18 protein-coding genes are annotated in these 18,788 nt (G+C 56.2%); 9 read left to right on the top strand and 9 right to left on the bottom strand.

The genetic code is table 11. The features are described 5' to 3' along the window. Positions 1 to 20: 20 nt before the first annotated feature. Complete coding sequence (manX, locus tag F3I15_RS01470) at positions 21 to 968, bottom strand: PTS mannose transporter subunit IIAB (protein ID WP_108569379.1); 948 nt, start codon at positions 966 to 968, stop codon at positions 21 to 23. Between the two features lie 493 nt (positions 969 to 1,461). Between manX and F3I15_RS01465 the strand changes: the two genes are divergently transcribed. Beyond that, positions 1,462 to 3,027 (top strand): TerC family protein, encoded by a 1,566-nt coding sequence (locus F3I15_RS01465; RefSeq protein ID WP_150016281.1) that lies wholly within the window; start codon positions 1,462 to 1,464, stop codon positions 3,025 to 3,027. A 47-nt stretch (positions 3,028 to 3,074) separates the two neighbouring features. Here the strand turns inward: F3I15_RS01465 and F3I15_RS01460 are convergent, their stop codons facing one another. The 4 genes from F3I15_RS01460 to pabB form a co-directional block, all read right to left on the bottom strand. Beyond that, positions 3,075 to 4,634: an EAL domain-containing protein gene (locus tag F3I15_RS01460; RefSeq protein ID WP_150016280.1), complete on the bottom strand. Its 1,560-nt coding sequence runs from the start codon at positions 4,632 to 4,634 to the stop codon at positions 3,075 to 3,077. Between the two features lie 230 nt (positions 4,635 to 4,864). After that, on the bottom strand, positions 4,865 to 6,229 hold the full coding sequence (locus F3I15_RS01455; RefSeq protein ID WP_150016279.1) for an L-serine ammonia-lyase: 1,365 nt from the start codon (positions 6,227 to 6,229) through the stop codon (positions 4,865 to 4,867). A 187-nt stretch (positions 6,230 to 6,416) separates the two neighbouring features. Continuing rightward, positions 6,417 to 6,983, bottom strand: coding sequence for a CoA pyrophosphatase (locus F3I15_RS01450; RefSeq protein WP_150016278.1), 567 nt, complete (start codon positions 6,981 to 6,983; stop codon positions 6,417 to 6,419). Position 6,984: 1 nt separating this feature from the next. Further along, on the bottom strand, positions 6,985 to 8,343 hold the full coding sequence (gene pabB / locus F3I15_RS01445) for an aminodeoxychorismate synthase component 1 (RefSeq protein WP_150016626.1): 1,359 nt from the start codon (positions 8,341 to 8,343) through the stop codon (positions 6,985 to 6,987). A 111-nt stretch (positions 8,344 to 8,454) separates the two neighbouring features. Here pabB and F3I15_RS01440 point away from each other — a divergent pair, with 111 nt between their 5' ends. Further along, a complete protein-coding gene (locus tag F3I15_RS01440; protein WP_039384746.1) occupies positions 8,455 to 8,640 on the top strand; it encodes a YoaH family protein in 186 nt (61 codons plus the stop codon). Between the two features lie 12 nt (positions 8,641 to 8,652). Here F3I15_RS01440 and F3I15_RS01435 read toward each other — a convergent pair whose 3' ends face one another. Next, complete coding sequence (locus F3I15_RS01435; RefSeq protein ID WP_150016277.1) at positions 8,653 to 8,997, bottom strand: RidA family protein; 345 nt, start codon at positions 8,995 to 8,997, stop codon at positions 8,653 to 8,655. Positions 8,998 to 9,121: 124 nt separating this feature from the next. On the opposite strand from F3I15_RS01435, the gene F3I15_RS01430 reads away from it, so the two are divergent. From F3I15_RS01430 to rnd, 5 genes are all read left to right on the top strand, one after another. Beyond that, entirely contained in the window at positions 9,122 to 11,032 is a 1,911-nt protein-coding gene (locus F3I15_RS01430) for an ATP-dependent DNA helicase (RefSeq protein WP_150016276.1), read from the top strand. A 52-nt stretch (positions 11,033 to 11,084) separates the two neighbouring features. Continuing rightward, a complete protein-coding gene (gene tsaB, locus F3I15_RS01425; protein ID WP_150016275.1) occupies positions 11,085 to 11,783 on the top strand; it encodes a tRNA (adenosine(37)-N6)-threonylcarbamoyltransferase complex dimerization subunit type 1 TsaB in 699 nt (232 codons plus the stop codon). Between the two features lie 61 nt (positions 11,784 to 11,844). After that, positions 11,845 to 12,438, top strand: a complete 594-nt coding sequence (locus F3I15_RS01420; RefSeq protein WP_150016274.1) for a Slp family lipoprotein — start codon at positions 11,845 to 11,847, stop codon at positions 12,436 to 12,438. 205 nt (positions 12,439 to 12,643) lie between these two features. Next, positions 12,644 to 14,320, top strand: coding sequence for a long-chain-fatty-acid--CoA ligase FadD (gene fadD, locus F3I15_RS01415; RefSeq protein ID WP_150016273.1), 1,677 nt, complete (start codon positions 12,644 to 12,646; stop codon positions 14,318 to 14,320). Positions 14,321 to 14,419: 99 nt separating this feature from the next. Beyond that, positions 14,420 to 15,541, top strand: coding sequence for a ribonuclease D (gene rnd / locus F3I15_RS01410; protein WP_150016272.1), 1,122 nt, complete (start codon positions 14,420 to 14,422; stop codon positions 15,539 to 15,541). Between the two features lie 55 nt (positions 15,542 to 15,596). On the opposite strand, the gene minE is transcribed toward rnd, so the two are convergent. The 3 genes from minE to minC are packed head-to-tail and all read right to left on the bottom strand — an operon-like array spanning position 15,597 to position 17,423. Further along, positions 15,597 to 15,866: a cell division topological specificity factor MinE gene (minE, locus tag F3I15_RS01405; protein ID WP_039384731.1), complete on the bottom strand. Its 270-nt coding sequence runs from the start codon at positions 15,864 to 15,866 to the stop codon at positions 15,597 to 15,599. A 3-nt stretch (positions 15,867 to 15,869) separates the two neighbouring features. Then, the gene (minD, locus tag F3I15_RS01400) at positions 15,870 to 16,682 is read right to left on the bottom strand and encodes a septum site-determining protein MinD (protein ID WP_039384727.1); all 813 of its coding nucleotides are present in this window, start codon (positions 16,680 to 16,682) and stop codon (positions 15,870 to 15,872) included. A 33-nt stretch (positions 16,683 to 16,715) separates the two neighbouring features. Next, entirely contained in the window at positions 16,716 to 17,423 is a 708-nt protein-coding gene (gene minC / locus F3I15_RS01395; protein WP_150016271.1) for a septum site-determining protein MinC, read from the bottom strand. Positions 17,424 to 17,578: 155 nt separating this feature from the next. Between minC and F3I15_RS01390 the strand changes: the two genes are divergently transcribed. Beyond that, positions 17,579 to 17,854 (top strand): YcgL domain-containing protein, encoded by a 276-nt coding sequence (locus tag F3I15_RS01390; RefSeq protein WP_039384721.1) that lies wholly within the window; start codon positions 17,579 to 17,581, stop codon positions 17,852 to 17,854. Between the two features lie 261 nt (positions 17,855 to 18,115). After that, complete coding sequence (locus F3I15_RS01385; protein ID WP_150016270.1) at positions 18,116 to 18,775, top strand: fumarylacetoacetate hydrolase family protein; 660 nt, start codon at positions 18,116 to 18,118, stop codon at positions 18,773 to 18,775. Positions 18,776 to 18,788: the final 13 nt, after the last annotated feature.

The following is an 18,788-nucleotide window of genomic DNA, read 5'->3' as shown; positions in this document are numbered from 1 at the left end:
AATGGCCGGGCGATAGCAAGTCAGGCGGTGGCCTTCGCAATCAGGTCCATCATAGTGAGTTTTTGATCGGTAGAGACTTTGCGTACCTCAAGCTCAATCCCGCGGGCGTTGAGCTGACGAAAAGCGGCAATATCTTTTTCATCTACTGAAACCGCATTATTGACCTGCGTTTTACCCTGACGAAACGCCATGCCGCCGATATTCACAGAGGTAATATTGACGCCCTGCGCAACCACGCGCTCAACGTCGGTGGGATTGGTAAACAGCAGCATGACGCGTTCGCCCGCATATTTGGGGTTATTCCAGACGCGGATCATTTTTGCGATATCGACCACGTGTGCGGTAACGCCCGGCGGCGCCACCTGGGTCAGCAGGGTTTTACGCACATGATCGTTTGCCACTTCATCACTGATCACAATAATGCGACTGACGCCGGTCTCTTTAGTCCAGCGGGTCGCTACCTGGCCATGGATCAGACGATCGTCTATGCGCGCCAGGCCGATTTTCATATGCTGGCCCGAAGCCAGCGGCGGGGGCGCAGATTTAACCGGCGCTGCGGCAGCGGAAACAGGTTCCGCCTTTAGCGCTTTTACGCCCTGACGCCCGGCGTCGGTGGCGACCTGCACCAGCGCCGCCAGTTCAGGATTATCATCGCGGGCCATCAGCGTTTCGACCAGCATCGGAATATTCACGCCAGCAATGACCTCCTGATCCGGGCGATCCGTGACGAGACGGCTGGCGGCATTAAACGGGCTGCCTCCCCATGTATCGACCAGAAACAGGACTCCCTGAGCGGTATCAAGTTCGGCCAGCCGGGCACGATACTTCTCCATCAGCGTTTCGGCGTTTTCACCGGGTGCAAAATCGATACAGGCGACATTGTGCTGTTCGCCCAGCAGCATCTCTGCTGTTTTCAGGAGCGGCTCTGCTGCCCAGCCGTGTGTACCAATGACTAATGCGATGGTCACCTGCTACCTCCGTTTATGACGAAACCCTGTCATTAAAGGACGTAGACAGGAATAAAGGATGCGGCCGGGCCCGTCAGGCAATATAAGCCTGAGCCGCACCGATGGAGCGCCCATCGGTTTGCGTTGAGGTCGCCGTTTATTTTAGTTAGCGAAAGAAGAAAGAGTGTGACGCCTGTCGGTTATCTGGTGTAACGGCGGTTCAGCGGACTTTTTTATGCCGTTTTTATGCGCCAGCGCAGCTATGTGTAAATGTAAGAAAATTTTTTGATCTTGTTGAGGTAACTGATACATTAACTTTCTGTTTATTACTCAGGAGTACCGGGCTCAAGCTCACCCTTATGGACCGTCACCGACGTCGCTTCTTATCCTTACTGTGCCAGCCGGCGCAGATCGCCACGCCGTTCAGCGTTATTTCGCCTTCGACTCTTCAGCTGTCTCACTTACCGGTGCAGGCTGATTTTCGTGCGTCTACTTTCTTAGCAAGGAGTCACTAATGGAGTTTCTCTTGGATCCCTCGATCTGGGCGGGGCTGTTAACGCTGATCGTGCTGGAAATTGTGCTGGGTATCGATAACCTGGTCTTTATCGCCATTCTTGCTGACAAACTGCCGCCAAAGCAGCGCGATAAAGCGCGACTGATCGGTCTGTCGCTGGCGCTGGTGATGCGCCTCGGCCTGCTCTCCCTGATCTCCTGGATGGTCACGCTGACCCGTCCGCTGTTCAGCGTCATGGATTTCAGCTTTTCCGGCCGCGATCTCATCCTGCTGTTTGGTGGCCTGTTCCTGCTTTTCAAGGCCACGATGGAGCTGCATGAGCGTCTGGAAAATAAAGGGATAGAGCAGCAGGGTAACCGCAACTATGCCAGTTTCTGGGCGGTGGTCGCACAAATCGTGGTGCTGGATGCCGTCTTCTCACTGGATGCCGTGATTACCGCAGTGGGGATGGTTAACCACCTGCCGGTGATGATGACTGCGGTGGTGATCGCAATGGGCGTGATGCTGCTGGCGTCGAAGCCGCTGACTAATTTTGTCAACGCTCATCCGACGGTTGTCGTGCTCTGCCTGAGCTTCCTGCTGATGATCGGTTTGTCGCTGGTAGCAGAAGGGTTCGGTTTCCATATTCCGAAAGGTTATCTCTATGCGGCGATCGGCTTCTCAATTTTGATTGAGCTGTTTAACCAGATCGCGCGCCGTAATTTTATGCGCCATCAGGCGCGCCGGCCGATGCGTGAGCGTACGGCAGAAGCTATTTTGCGCCTGATGGGCGGGCGCAATCGTCAGCAGCAGCCTTCAACGGATGAGCACACGCTGAATAACGCTATGCCGCAGGAGGCGTTTAAGGATGAAGAGCGCTATATGATTAACGGCGTACTGACGCTGTCGCAGCGCTCTATTCGCAGCATCATGACGCCGCGTGGCGATATCTCATGGGTTGATGTGACGCGTCCGCTGGATGAGATACGGATGCAGCTGCTGGATACGCCACACAGTCTGTTTCCGGTGTGCCGCGGTGAGCTGGATGAGATTATTGGCGTGGTGCGCGCAAAAGAGCTGCTGGTGGCGCTGGAGCACGGTATGGACGTGGCCACGTTCGCATCAGGCTCGCCGGCGATTGTTGTCCCTGAGACGCTGGATCCTATTAACCTGCTGGGTGTGCTGCGCCGGGCGAAAGGCAGCTTTGTTATCGTAACCAACGAATTTGGTATGGTGCAGGGTCTGATTACACCGCTGGACGTGCTGGAAGCGATTGCCGGTGAGTTCCCGGATGAAGATGAGACGCCGGATGTGATCGCCGATGGTGATGGCTGGCTGGTTAAAGGCGGTACCGATCTGCATTCGCTCCAGCAGCTGCTCGACTACCATGAGCTGGTTAAACAGGAGGACGATCACGCTTCGCTGGCGGGTCTGCTGATTGAGCAGAAAGGTCAGCTGCCGCAGCCTGGTGAGGTGATCGATCTGCCGCCGCTGCACTTTGAAATTGTTGAGGCGACAGATTACCGTATCGACCTGGTGCGGGTGACCAAAGATGCGCCTCACGATGAAGATGAAGAAAACGCGTAATCGCGCGTAGCTGTTCAATCAGGGCCGTCGTGAAGACGGCCCTTTTTTTAACCCGCTGTTTCCTGATGCTGAGCCAGCCATGCCGGAAAATCTTCGATTGGCATAGGGCGCGCATAGAAGTAACCCTGCAGATGATCCACCCCGCGTTCACGGAGATAAGAGGCCTGTTCAGCGGTCTCCACGCCTTCAGCCACCAGCGCAATTTTCAGCCGCTGCGCCAGTGAAATCACCATATCGGTTACCGTGGCGTTGATCGCGTCAGTGCCGATCGCCGCGGTGAAAATCTTGTCAATTTTCAGCACATCCGGCTGCAGATCTTTGAGGTAGGCCAGCGAACTGTGCCCGGTGCCAAAATCGTCTATCGCCAGGCGTACGCCAATGTTATGCAGCTGCGCCACGACCGACTGATCGATAACCGGCAAGGCGTCGCGCTCTGTCAGCTCCACAACCAGCTGCGGATGGGGGTTAGCAGGCCACCAGATCTGTTGCAGATCTTCCACAATGGCGCGATCGTGAAAATGGCTGGCGGCGACGTTAATCGCAATATGGAACGCGCTGCTTTGCGGCAGCTGCGGCAGCGCTTCTACGGCCCGGGCAATCACGAAGCGGGTAAGGGGAGCGATCAGGTTTTGCCGTTCCGCCAGAGGGATAAAGACGTCAGGCGCAATCCATCCCTGACGCGGATTATGCCAGCGCAGCAGAAGCTCAATACCTTCACACTGTTCGCTGCGGGCATTAATCAGCGGCTGACAGTAAACCATAAACTCACTGGCGGTGATGCCGTAGCTGATCTGCCAGCTGAGGCTCATGCGGTTGGCCGTTGCCAGCCAGACAATATAGCCAATCAGCAGGCTCAGCATCACCGCCAGCGGCAGCTGGGAAGGCAGCGTATTTAACGCCAGACGTGCTGGCGAAGGGCCGTAGAGCGTAATGGTGAACGGGTAGCGTAAAGATGCCTGATCGTAAGCGACCTCGTCATCCGAGGGCAGCGTATGTTCAATCATCGGGTTACCATACTCAAGGCTCTGACCGCCCACGTTGAAAATAGCCCGCTCCACCCACGGCAGCTGAGGCTCAAGCAGATAATTGCTCATCAGTTCAACATTCACTACCTGCAGCAAGCCATCACGATTATTCAGCGATTTAGGCGTCCAGAGCAGCAGTACCGGTGAACCTTTAAGCAGATAATCATCGGTAGTGAGCATCATACGCTGATTATTGAGCGCCAGCTCCGGATAGGTCTGACTAAAGGAGATATCGCGTGCGCCATAGATGCTGGAGCAGTAGATGGTGTCATTCTGCACCAGCAGCACCGTGCGTACCGTCTGCAGCGCAGCGATCTTTTCAATCAGCGGATAACGCACCAGCGAACAGGGCAGGCCCACCAGTCCCAGCGTGTTATTAGCGGAGACGTCCAGCGGCGAGAACATACGGTCAAAGCGCTCAATCGCGCGGCTGGCAAAGTTAAGAGACTGCTGCTCAATACGTGACTTCTCTTCGATATAACGAAAAGTCAGGGTAAGGATCAAAACCAGCGTCGCGATCACTAACGCAATAAGCAGCCGCTTACGGCGAAATTGACCCACAAATTGCTGGGGAATGAGCATCAGTAACCACCTTGTTAAGACACAGACCAGGAGCAAATTAACGTGAAGGTTATCGGCATCGGGACGGCCAGGTTTAGCGCTGCCCGGTAAAAAAGCGGGCAATAAAAAATTGCGTCCTGCCGGATCCGCGCAGGAAAATTACAATATCTGGTTTGGCAACGCCGAGGTAGGTAAAAAAGCAGAAATCAGTATGAGTGCGCTGATTTTAACCAGCGCACTCCGGAAAGGTATCAGTCACACTGAACTTTGATGGCCAGACCGCCACGCGAGGTTTCGCGATATTTAGCATTCATATCTTTGCCGGTCTCATACATGGTCTCAATGACTTTATCCAGCGAGACGCGCGGGGCGCTGGTCCGGCGCAGCGCCATGCGCGCTGAGTTGATGGCTTTGACCGATGCAATAGCATTGCGCTCAATACAGGGCACCTGCACCTGACCGGCAACCGGATCGCAGGTCAGGCCCAGGTTATGCTCCATACCAATTTCCGCGGCTACGCAAACCTGCTCCGGGCTGGCGCCCAGCAGTTCCGCCAGCCCCGCCGCCGCCATAGAGCAGGCCACGCCCACTTCACCCTGACAGCCCACTTCGGCACCAGAGATAGAGGCGTTCATTTTGTAGAGAATACCGATAGCGCCTGAGGCGAGAAAATAACGGATAAAAATATCGGGCGTGACGCTTTCGATAAAGTGATCGTAATAGGCAAGCACCGCCGGCACGATGCCGCAGGCTCCGTTAGTCGGAGCCGTTACCACGCGTCCGCCTGCCGCATTCTCTTCGTTTACCGCCAGGGCAAACATATTGACCCAGTCGATGACGTTCATTGGATCATTAGAGTGCTTGGTCGATGAGACCAGCAGGCGACGCAGAGAGGCGGCGCGGCGCGGAACGCGCAGCGGCCCCGGCAGCACGCCTTCGGTGTTCAGACCGCGGTCAATACACGCCTGCATGGTCTGCCAGACATCGGTAAAATAGCGGGTGATCTCTTCACGGCTGTGCAGCGCCAGCTCATTTTGCATCACCAGCCCTGAAAGCGACATGCCGGTCTCGCTGCAGTGGCTGAGCAGCTCTTTTGCCGAGTGAAACGCATAAGGTACCGCGACTTCATCCAGTACCGGCTGACCAAAATGCGCTTCATCCACGATAAACCCGCCGCCAATGGAGTAGTAGGTTTTCGTCAGGATCAGCAGATCGCCGGCAAACGCATACAGCGTCATACCGTTTTCGTGCAGTGAAAGATTCTCACTGCGGAACACCATGCCGCCCTCGCGCGGAAAGTCGACCTCATGCGCGCCCTTAGCCAGCAGCAGGCGCTCGCGCGTTTCCGTGTCTTTAATAAATGCCGGGATCGCATCGATATCCACGGTCGCAGGTTCATAACCCGCCAGACCCATAATGATAGCGATATCCGTATGGTGACCTTTACCGGTCAGCGAGAGAGAGCCATACACATCCACCGCTACGCGCGTGACAGCCTGCAGTTTGCCCTGCTCAGCCAGCAGATCCACAAACTGTTTGCCCGCTTTCATCGGACCTACGGTATGTGAACTGGATGGGCCGATGCCCACTTTGAACATGTCAAAAACACTAATCAACGGTAACGCTCCTCACAAATACGGGGTTCTGCGGCCTGAGCCGTAATTGCGGCTAATAGTAATCGCCACGGCGGGCGAAAGAACAGCTTTTCGCATGAAATAATCTAATTATAAACCGCAGAAATAGTTATCAATCCATGCCTTTGTGAAGTGGATCGATTTTCAGCCACGAGTTTACACACGGCATTCAGGGCAGCGCGATCTGCTGACCAAGCGCGCGAATAATTCCGGCCGTCATGCCCCAGATAAAATAATCGTTATACCAGGAGAGCCATATCCGGTGCTGACGCTGGCCGCGATATAACGTCAGCGGATGATAGCGGGCCAGATGCAGTGCTTCACGCAGCGGCATGGTAAACGCGCTTTCCACTTCATCTGGGTTCAGCCGCAGCGGCATGGCTGGCAGGATCCCCACCACCGGCGTGACGGCAAAACCGGTACTGCTGGTGACCGCCGGCAGTACACCGGCTATCTGCACCTGACGGGGATCGATCCCGACCTCTTCCTGTGCTTCACGCAGCGCGGTATCGATTAGTGACGTATCGCTGGCATCCTGCATCCCGCCCGGAAAAGCGACCTGGCCGGCGTGTTTACGCAGCAGCGCCGAGCGCCGCGTCAGCAGCAGTGCCGGCTCGGCGCTGTTGATAATCGGCACCAGCACTGCCGCATGACGTCCGGCAGGGGCCGGCAGGCGTGCGGGCGGCGGGGGCTGCAGCATAAAACGCGTCAGAAACTGGCTGAGTTCGGCAGTCATATTACTTCTCATCGCTGAGGCAGGGCAGAATGCGGTTAACCTTATGAAAGGTCTCTTCATATTCAGACTGCATATCGCTGTCGGCTACCAGTCCGCCACCGGCGGCGCAGTAGAGAGTACTGTTTTCAGCGATCAGCGTACGAATGGTAATACTGCTGTCCATACGGCCACACAGGCTGATATAGCCTATGCTGCCACACCAGGCGTTGCGACGATGGGGCTCCAGCTCTTCAATAATCTCCATCGCGCGGATTTTAGGCGCTCCGGTGATTGAGCCGCCCGGAAAGCAGGCGCGCAGCAGATCGGTGGCGCGCAGCCTATCCGGCAGGCGGGCCCGCACGGTGCTCACCAGATGATGCACTGCCGGAAAGGGTTCAACCACAAACAGCTCAGGCACGCTCACGCTGCCGGGTTCAGCCACCCGGCCGATATCATTGCGCATCAGATCCACAATCATCAGATTCTCCGCACGATCTTTCGCGGAGTGCGCCAGCTTTTCCGCCTGCAGACGATCGGCCTCCGCATCGGCCAGACGCGGCAGCGTGCCTTTGATCGGGCGCGTTTCAATAACGTTTTGCTGCAGAGAGAGAAAACGTTCCGGCGACAGGCTGAGCAGCGCGCTGTCCGGCAGACGCAGAAAGGCGCTAAAGGGCGCGCGATTGGCGCGCGTTAGGCGCAGAAACGCCTGCCACTCATCCCCGCTATAGCGCGCCTCGAAACGCTGAGCAAGATTGACCTGATAGCAGTCGCCTGCCTGAATATACGCCTGTACGGCATTGAAGCGGGCTGCATAGGCCTCGCGCGTCAGGTCAGAGCGCCACGCGCTGGTTAAGTGAAACGCACGCGGCAGCGGGAGCGCCTGCGCCTGCAGCCAGCGCCAGCGCGCGTCAGCATCGCTGAGAGAGACCAGCGTAAGCCGCTGCAGGTGATGATCGGCAATCAGCGCCCAGTCATAAAGGCCCACCGCCATATCAGGCGTCTGCAGATCCTGCTGCGCTACCGCCGGCAGCTGTTCAAACCGGCGGCCGAGATCGTAGCCAAACAGCCCCAGCGCACCGCCCTGAAAAGGCAGATCGGGATGGGCGGCGGGCTGCAGGTCCAGCCGGTCAATCTGCCGCTGCAGCAGCTGCAGCGGATCCTCTTCAGAACGCTGAATGCCGGTGCCATCATCGGTTTCGGTATACCCGCCGCGCGTGGTGAGCGTGACGCGCGGATCGGCGGTCAGAATATCAAAGCGGTTATCAGCGTGATCGGCCTGACCTGAGGTCAGCAGCATGGCCCACGGGCGATGCGCCAGCGTGGAGAAGCGGTTCAGCAGAGCATCGGGACTATAGGTAAGCGTGAGGGTTTTCGCGATCATGGGTTCAGCAGCATTCAACAGGCAGAGGCGTAGCCTGGCATATTTTTTTGCCACTGGCACCTGTTTGTTCCGCGTGGGATAATGCCCGTCCGATTTAATCTGGAGTAACGTATGTTTACAGGGCTTCCGGCACTATCTCATGAGCAGCAGCAGCAGGCGGTTGAGCGAATTCAGGAACTGATGGCGGGCGGCATGGCCAGCGGCCAGGCGATTGCGCAGGTGGCGCAGGAAATTCGTGAGACCTTTACCGGGGAGGCGATTCGGGCACGCTTCGAAGATGAAGATGAAAACGAATAGTGCCCGTGCCGCTTAACGTGCGGCGATAATTTTTATTTCTACTTTATATTTCGGGTTCATCAGTCCGGCCTGTACGGTGCAGCGTACCGGCGCGTTGCCCGGTGATACCCATGCGTCCCAGGCGCGATTCATCGCCGCAAAATCCGCTTTATCCACCAAAAAAATTGTGGCGTCGAGAATATTGCTCTTGTCCGATCCGGCGCGCGTCAGAATACGATCGATGACTGCCAGCGCGTTGGCCGTCTGCGCCTCCGCATCGGCATCCAGATTTTCCGGGACGCTGGTGTAGTAGATCGTATTATCGTGTATCACGGCTTCGGACATACGATGTTCGGGATCGATACGCGTAATAGACATGCTGTTCTCCTCTGTTTTTTGCTGCGCCAGCCTGCCATAACCGGGCTGCGATGTCATCTGTTGTGGTCGCGTCTGCGGAATCCTGACATAATTACAGTGTTTTTCAGGTTACAGGTGAGGATGTGTGGCAGACGATTTTGCAGCAGATGGCGCGTTAGCGCAGGCAATTCCGGGTTTTAAACCGCGTGCGGCCCAGCATGAGATGGCACAGGCGGTCACGGCAGCGGTAACGCACGGCGGTGAACTGGTAGTAGAGGCGGGCACCGGAACCGGTAAAACCTACGCCTATCTGGCGCCTGCACTGCGCGCAAAAAAGAAAGTCATTGTCTCTACCGGCTCCAAAGCGCTGCAGGATCAGCTCTACAATCGCGATTTGCCTACTATTGCCCGGGCGCTCAAATTCAGCGGAAAAACTGCGCTGCTGAAAGGCCGCTCTAACTATCTCTGTCTCGAACGTATGGAGCAGCAAAACCAGAGCGGCGGCGATCTTACCGTACAGGCGCTGGGCGATCTTATCCACGTGCGCAGCTGGTCATCAGAGACCAAAGATGGCGATATCAGCAACTGCGCCGGCGTCGCTGAAGATAGCCCTGTCTGGCCTTACGTCACCAGCACCAATGACAACTGTCTTGGCAGCGACTGCCCGCTCTATAAAGAGTGTTTTGTCGTAAAAGCGCGCAAAAAAGCGATGGATGCTGATGTTGTGGTGGTGAACCATCATCTGTTTCTGGCCGACCTGGTGGTGAAAGAGGGCGGGTTTGGCGAGCTGATCCCGGAAGCGGACGTGATGATCTTCGATGAGGCGCATCAGCTGCCCGACATCGCCAGCCACTATTTTGGCCAGCAGCTCTCCAGCCGCCAGCTGCAGGATCTCGCCAAAGATATCATTCTTGCCTATCGCACCGAGGTGCGTGATGTGCAGCAGCTGCAGAAATCGGCCGATCGGCTGGCGCAGTGTGCGCAGGATTTTCGCCTGACGCTTGGCGAGCCCGGCTTTCGCGGTAATCTGCGCGATCTGCTCAGTGATAACAACGTCATGCGCATGTTTACTCTGCTGGATGATGCGCTGGAACTCTGTTACGACGTCATCAAACTCTCCCTGGGACGCTCAGCGCTGCTTGATGCGGCCTTTGAGCGCGCGGCGCTCTATCGCACCCGCCTGAAGCGATTGCGCGCCATCAGCGAACCCGGTTTCAGCTACTGGTATGAATGCACCAGCCGGCACTTTACGCTGGCGCTGACGCCGCTTTCAGTTGCGGAGCGCTTTCGCGAAGTGATGGATACGCGTAAAGCGGCCTGGGTGTTTACGTCCGCCACGCTGGCGGTGAATGAACAGGTCGGCCATTTCGCCAGTCGTCTCGGGGTTGAGCAGGCGCAGACGCTGATCCTCGACAGTCCGTTTGACTACGCCCGGCAGGCGCTCCTGTGCGTGCCGCGCAATATGCCGGAGCCGAATGCGCCCGGCGGTGCCCGGCAGCTGGCGCGGATGATGAAGCCGCTGATTGATGCCAATAAAGGACGCTGCTTTTTTCTCTGCACCTCACACAAGATGATGCGTGAGCTGGCGGCCGAGTTTCGTGCGTCGATGACTCTGCCGGTGCTGCTGCAGGGTGAAACCAGCAAAGGGCAGCTGCTGAAGCAGTTCCTGGAGGCGGGTAACGCGCTGCTGGTCGCGACCAGCAGCTTCTGGGAAGGCGTCGACGTGCGTGGTGATGCCCTGTCGCTGGTCATCATTGATAAACTGCCCTTTACCTCGCCAGACGATCCGCTGCTGAAGGCGCGCATGGAGGATTGCCGGCTGCGCGGCGGCGATCCGTTCAGTGATGTGCAGCTGCCGGATGCGGTGATTACCCTCAAGCAGGGAGTGGGGCGTTTGATCCGCGACACTGCCGATCGCGGCGTACTGGTAATTTGCGATCAGCGTCTGGTCGCGCGCCCCTACGGCGAACTCTTTCTCAGCAGCCTGCCGCCCACGCCGCGCACCCGCGATCTGGCGCGTGCGATCGACTTTGTCCGGCAGGCTGAGGAACACTAATTCATGCCGCTTTGTGATAAGATGCGCGCCATTTTGATTCTCTGAGGTTGTTATGTCCGCCCGAATTTTAGCACTGGACACGGCGACAGAAGCCTGTTCTGCCGCGCTGCTGAATCAGCAGCAGATCGATGCCCGTTTTGAAATTGCTCCGCGCGATCACACGCAGCGCATTCTGCCGCTGGTGCAGTCGCTGCTGCAGGCGCAGCAGCTGGACCTGACCGCGCTGGATGCGCTGGCGTTTGGGCGCGGGCCGGGCAGTTTTACCGGCGTTCGCATTGGTATTGGCATTGCGCAGGGACTGGCGCTGGGCGCGAATTTACCCATGATTGGCGTCTCTTCGCTGGCAACGATGGCGCAGGGAGCCTGGCGGCTGACCGGTGCCACTTGTGTGCTGGTGGCGATTGATGCACGTATGGGTGAAGTCTACTGGGCTGAATATCAGCGCGATGATGCGGGTCACTGGCACGGCGCCGACAGCGAAGCGGTACTGAAGCCAGAGGCTGCTGCCGCCCGCATCGCGGCGCTGAGCGGCGAGTGGGCGACCGCAGGCACCGGCTGGCAGGCATGGCCTGAGCTGATGACCACGCCGGGCGCAACGCTACTGGCTACCCCGGTTACGCTGCCCGCGGCTGAAGATATGCTGCCGCTGGCGCTGCAGGCGTGGCAGCGAGGCGACACCGTAGCGGTGGAGCATGCAGAGCCGGTTTATCTGCGTAACGAAGTGGCGTGGAAAAAGTTGCCCGGACGCTGAGTCGCCACGCAACTTATTTTTGCACCTCCAGTCTAAATTAAAAATTACAGGAGATGTGCTTATGCCAGGTTATCGTGCTGGAATCGCTGGTGGCGTACTGGCGTGTGTATTGCTGCTGAGCGGCTGCGTCAGCGTACCCGATTCTATTAAAGGAAGCTCGGCGCTTCCGCAGCAGGATTTATTGCGCGTGATGAACGCTCCCCAGCTCTATACCGGGCAGGAGTCACGCTTTGGCGGTAAAGTAGTCCGCGTCACAAACCTCAACGGGCTGACGCGGCTGGAGATAGCCACGCAGCCGCTGGATGAGAGCGCCCGGCCCCGGCTGGGGGCTGCATCAGTCGGACGGATATATGCGGATCTCAAAGGATTCGTCGATCCGGTTGATGTGAATAACCAATATGTTACGGTGCTGGGTACCATCAAAGGCACCGAAAAAGGTGAAATTGGCAAGGCCAGTTATAACTTTGTTGTGATTGATGTGCGCGGCTATCAGCGCTGGCATCTGACTCAGCAGGTAATGACGCCGCCGCAGCCAATCGATCCCTGGATCGGATATGGCCCGACGCGGCATCATCCGGGTTACTGGGGACCAAACCCTTACTGGGGGATGAACCTGGGGGGGCCGGCTCAGGTACAGACTATTCTGACCGAGTAGCCGCCACATACTTTTCCGGCCCGGTTGCGGTGCACGCAGCCGGGCTTTTTTATTGGGCGCGTAACCGGCGCGCGAAATTTAGTGATGGGCTTCGCAACCTGAAAATGCCATAACCGGCAAACTGGTACAATCAGTTAATGTATTGTTAATAACACTGATTGCAGAGGCGGCGATGGCTACGCAACAAGAATATCGGGGTGACTCTTTGACCAAAGTTTGGCTGAAACGCTATCCGCCAGATGTGCCAGCAGAAATAAATGCCGACCGTTATCCCTCTCTGGTCGATCTCTTTGAACATGCGGTGTTGCACTATGCCGACCACGTTGCCTTTATCAATATGGGGCAGCCGCTGACCTATCGCCAGCTCGACGCGCAGAGCCGCGACTTTGCCGCCTGGCTGCAGCAGGGGCTGGGACTGCAGCAGGGCGATCGCGTAGCGCTGATGATGCCTAATCTGCTGCAGTATCCGGTGGCGCTGTTTGGCGTACTGCGTGCCGGCATGGTGGTGGTAAATGTTAACCCGCTCTATACCCCGCGCGAGCTGAAACATCAGCTCAATGACAGCGGTGCCAGTGCCATTGTTATTGTCTCCAATTTTGCTCACACGCTGGAAAAGGTTGTGGCAGAGACGGCGGTGAAGCATGTAATGCTGACGCGGATGGGCGATCACCTGGCGCCGGTCAAAGCGACACTGGTGAACTTTGTGGTCAAATATGTCAAAAAGCTGGTGCCGAAATACCATTTGCCCGGTGCTGTACCGCTGCGGCATGCGCTGCAGCAGGGGGCACGCATGGCTTATCAGCGTCCGGCGCTCAGCAATGACGATCTGGCATTTCTGCAGTATACCGGCGGCACCACCGGCGTCGCCAAAGGCGCGATGCTCACCCATGGCAACATGCAGGCAAACCTGGAGCAGACAAAAGCCACCTACGGCAAACTGCTGCGCGCCGGGCAGGAGCAGGTGGTAACGGCGCTGCCGCTCTACCATATTTTTGCGCTGACGGTTAACTGTCTGCTGTTCCTCGATCTGGGCGGCACTAACCTGCTGATCACCAATCCGCGCGACATACCCGGATTCGTTAAAGAGCTGGCTAAGTTTCCGTTTACCGCCATTACCGGCGTAAATACGCTGTTTAACGCACTGCTGAATGATGAAAACTTTAATAAACTCGACTTCTCCACGCTGCGGCTCTCCGCTGGCGGAGGCATGTCGGTCCAGAAAGCGGTAGCGGAGCGCTGGGAAAAGCTCACCGGGCACTATCTGCTTGAAGGCTACGGCCTCACCGAATGCTCCCCGCTGGTATCGGTTAACCCTTACGATATCACCTGCCATACCGGCAGTATCGGCCTGCCGGTGCCCTCTACTGATGTACGGGTTATTGACGATCAGGATAACGATGTGACGCCGGGTGAGCCGGGAGAGCTCTGTATCCGCGGCCCGCAGGTGATGGCGGGCTACTGGCAGCGTCCTGATGCCACGCTGGAAGTGCTGAAAAATGGCTGGCTGCATACCGGCGATATTGTTACCGTGGACAGCGAAGGGTTTATCCGGATTGTCGATCGTAAAAAAGATATGATCCTGGTGTCCGGCTTCAACGTCTATCCCAACGAAATTGAAGATGTGCTGATGCAGCATCCAAAAATTCGTGAAGCTGCAGCGATTGGCGTGCCAAGCGAACTCTCGGGGGAAGCGGTGAAGGTCTGTATTGTTAAAAAGGATCCCGGGCTGACTAAAGAAGAGGTGCTGGATCACTGCCGTCGTCAGCTGACCGGCTACAAAGTGCCGAAAATTATCGAGTTTCGTGAAGAGCTGCCAAAGACAAACGTGGGCAAAATTTTACGCCGCGAACTGCGCGATGAGGCGAAGCGGGAAGGGCAGTAGTGTCGCCATGCTTCCCCAGGTTAACGCCGGCTACGACCGGCGTTTTTATTGTTTTTAACATGGAGCGCTGCGCGGGGTTTGCGCAGCGGAAATAAATACGTGAATTACACCCTGATCGACCAAGACCACCAGCTGGCTGACGTGTGCCGCCTGGCTCGCCAGCATGATGCTGTTGCTCTGGATACTGAATTTGTACGTACCCGGACCTACTATCCTCAGCTCGGGCTGATTCAGCTGTTTGATGGCGAACAGCTGGTACTGATCGATCCACTGCCGATTAGTGACTGGGCGCCGTTTATCGACCTGCTGCAGGATACGCAGGTGATTAAATTCCTGCACGCCGGAGGCGAAGATCTGGAGGTCTTTCTGCATCGCTTTGGCTGCCTGCCGCAGCCGATGATCGATACACAGATTCTGGCCGCCTTTTCCGGGCAGCCGCTCTCCTGGGGATTTGCGGCGATGGTTAATCACTTTAACCGGATTGAACTGGATAAAAGTGAGGCTCGCACCGACTGGCTTGCGCGCCCGCTGACCGAGCGTCAGTGCCAGTATGCCGCAGCGGATGTCGCCTACCTGCTGCCTATTGCCCGTGAGCTGATGGCGCAGACTGAAGCCGCCGGCAACATGAAGGCCGCCCTGAGCGAGTGTGACATGCTGTGTCAGCGCCGGCTTGATATATTGCAGCCTGAAGAGGCGTGGCGCGATATTACCAACGCCTGGCAGCTGCGTCCGCGCCAGCTGGCCGCACTGCAGCGCCTGGCGGCCTGGCGCCTGAAAGTCGCGCGTCAGAAAGATATGGCGGTTAATTTTGTGGTACGTGAAGAGAATTTGTGGAAGGTCGCTCGCTATCTGCCCGGCAGCCTCGGTGAACTGGATCACCTTGGGCTCAACGGCCATGAAATCCGTTTTCACGGTAAAGCGATGATTGATCAGGTAGCTGAAGCGCAGGCACAGGATGAGGCAACGCTACCGGCACCGCTGCCCAATCTTATTGAGCATCCGCACTATAAGCAGGTCTTTAAAGCGATTAAAGCGCTGGTACAGCAGGTAAGCGAAGAGACGGGATACAGTCAGGAACTGCTGGCATCACGCCGTCAGATTAATCAGGTGCTCAGCGTGTACTGGGGGCTGAAATCAGCAAAACGCCCACCCGAGCTGCTGAACGGCTGGCGTGGCGAGCTGCTGAAGCCGGGAATCGACAAGATTCTGCAGGCACTTTAAGCGCGCTGTTTTCCCCTGCGCGATTACGCAGGGGAAACGCTGCGATCCGCCACACTCATTTCGGTGCGTCTTCCGTTTCCGGCAGCGTCACGTTCAGCTCCAGAATCGAAATATCGTCGCCTTTCTGATCGAGCTGTACTGTCACCATATCGGGATCGATTTTGACATATTTGCAGATCACTTCCAGGATATCGCGTTTAAGCTGAGGCAAATAGTGGGGCTCACTGTCACCCCTCCTGCGTTCAGCAACGATGATCTGCAGCCGCTCCTTGGCTATATTGGCTGTGCTCTTTTTACGGGATAAAAAGAAATCGAGTAAGGCCATTGGTTATCCCCCGAACAGGCGTTTCAGGAAACCCTTCTTCTCTTCTTCAATAAAGCGGAAGGGGCGTTCTTCGCCAAGCAGGCGTTCTACGGTATCAGCATAAGCTTTACCGGCGTCAGAATTGATGTCGAGGATCACCGGTTCGCCCTGGTTTGAGGCGCGCAGCACAGACTGATCTTCCGGGATAACACCGACCAGCGGAATACGCAGGATTTCCAGCACATCTTCCATGCTGAGCATATCGCCACGGGTCACACGACCTGGGTTGTAACGGGTCAGCAGCAGATGCTCTTTAACCGGATCCTGGCTGTTTTCAGCCCGGCGCGATTTCGAGGAGATAATGCCCAGAATGCGGTCAGAGTCGCGTACGGATGAGACTTCCGGGTTGGTTGTAATAATCGCTTCATCAGCGAAATAGAGCGCCATCAGCGCGCCGGTTTCTATGCCCGCCGGGGAGTCACAGACGATAAAATCGAACTCCATAGCGGCTAAATCGTTCAGCACTTTCTCTACGCCTTCGCGCGTCAGAGCGTCTTTATCACGCGTCTGTGATGCCGGCAGAATGTAGAGTTGCTCGGTGCGTTTATCGCGGATCAGCGCCTGATTCAGGGTTGCATCACCCTGAATAACATTCACAAAGTCATACACGACGCGACGTTCACAGCCCATAATCAAATCGAGATTACGCAGACCAATATCGAAGTCGATAACAACGGTTTTTTTGCCCTTTTGCGCTAACCCTGTCGCGATGGCCGCGCTTGACGTGGTCTTGCCAACGCCCCCTTTGCCCGATGTTACTACAATAATGCGTGCCATAAATGTTGATTTCCTTAACGAAAGAAAAGGGGCCTAATTAAGTGTCTGGATGGTAAGCGCGCCCTCTTTCAGACAGAGGCGCGCCGCTTTACCAAAAAATTCCGCCGGAATCTGATCCATGATCCAGTACTCACCGGCGATTGAGACCAGCTCAGCGGCAAGATGAGTACAGAAAATCTGGCAGTCGCGATCGCCACTGGCGCCTGCCAGCGCACGGCCGCGCATCATGCCGTAAATGTGAATATTGCCATCGGCAACCAGTTCTGCTCCGGCGCTAACGCTGCTGGTCACAATCAGGTCGGCGTTACGGGCATAAATCTGCTGGCCGGAACGCACGGGCGTATTCACCACGCGCGTTTTGTTGATGCTCTCGGTAACAACAGCGGGTGCAGTCACTTCTTCCGCAGACGGCGCTTCAGCCGGTTTGCGGTTCTCTTTGCCTTCTGACAGCACCGGTAAGCCCGCGCGGGCCACCATTTTTTTCTGGACGTCATCTTTGCAACCACTGACGCCAACGATACGCAGCCCGGTCGCGCTGATCGCCTGCTGCATCTGCTTCCAGTTAATATCGCCGGATAGCGCTGAGATGTTCAGGACGACCGGAGCGTTCTGTAAAAAGGCCGGCGCCTGATCGATCTTCTCCTGCAGCGCCTGACGAATCACGTCGGGTTGTGAATGGTGCAGATGAACAACTGACAGGGTAAAACTGCTTCCCTTGAATTCGATTGGCGATTGCGGCATCTGTCCTGGCTCAGTCCTGTTTTTTTTGACCCGGAGATGAACGTCGATAAAATCGCCATTAACATCGTCGGGTCAATATTCGAAGTTCTGCAAGCATGTTATAGTTACTGTAATATTCAGGCAAGTGACGCTAACAGTTAATTCGAGTAAAAAATATGTTTTGTGTGATCTATAGAAGCCCGCAACGCGACCAGACTTATCTTTATGTAGAAAAAAAGGACGATTTCTCCCGCGTGCCGGAAGCGCTGCTTAAAGGTTTTGGCAAGCCGCAGTTAGCGATGGTGCTGTCGCTGGACAAGCGTGAGAGACTGGCTAACGCCGACATTGAAAAGGTAAAGCAGGGGCTGCGTGAGCAGGGTTTTTATTTGCAGATCCCCCCGCCTGTAGAAAGTTTGCTCAACGTCCATCTTGAGCAGGGTAAAGAAGTTTAATTCAGATTCATCTGTAAAAAATATAGCCTGTAAATATATTCAGTGTTCATTGATTAATTAATTGCCCATCTTCCATTCTGTCGTGGGCAATTAATTTGTTTGCCCGCCGTCGTAAGAAAGATAAATCTCTTTTGACAATTTCTGTTACACCTGTCGCGATAACCGTTAATATTATCCTCACTGGCGCCCCGTTCCGGCCGCTACTCACAGAGCCTCTGTCATCCCGGCAGAGCGCAGACATAACTCAGGCAGGTGAAAAATATGTATCAGCATCGTAACTGGCAGGGTGCTCTGCTGGATTTTCCGGTCAGCAAAGTGGTATGCGTAGGCAGTAATTATGCAAAACATATTAAAGAAATGGGAAGTGCAACGCCGGATGAGCCGGTGCTGTTCATCAAACCTGAGACAGCCTTATGCGATTTGCGGCAGCCGCTCTCTATCCCGGCCGCGCTCGGCGAGGTACATCATGAGGTGGAACTCGCTGTCCTGATCGGCGCAACATTAAAGCAGGCCAGCGAAGAGCATGTAGCGAAAGCGATTGCGGGTTATGGCGTAGCGCTGGACCTCACGCTGCGCGATCTGCAGGCGGGATTCAAAAAAGCGGGTCAGCCCTGGGAGCGCGCAAAAGGGTTCGACAACGCCTGTCCGCTGTCCGGTTTTATTCCGGTCAGTGAGTACACGGGCGATCCGCAAAACAGCGAGCTGCAGTTGATGGTGAACGGAGAGCTGCGTCAGCATGGCTCCACGGCCGATATGATCCACAAAATCAAGCCGCTCATCGCCTATATGAGCCAGTTTTTTACGCTGCGTGCAGGCGATGTGATCCTGACCGGCACGCCAGAGGGCGTAGGCCCGCTGCGCTCAGGGGATAAACTTGAGATATCGCTGGCGGGTCACGGTATCAGCACGCGCGTGCTGTAATACTTGCATCACC

Source organism: Pantoea sp. M_9, assembly GCF_008631385.1.
Classification (GTDB): Bacteria; Pseudomonadota; Gammaproteobacteria; order Enterobacterales; family Enterobacteriaceae; genus Pantoea; species Pantoea eucrina.
The sequence above is the reverse complement of the archived record's forward strand: the minus strand, read 5'-3'. Positions and strand labels throughout refer to the sequence as shown.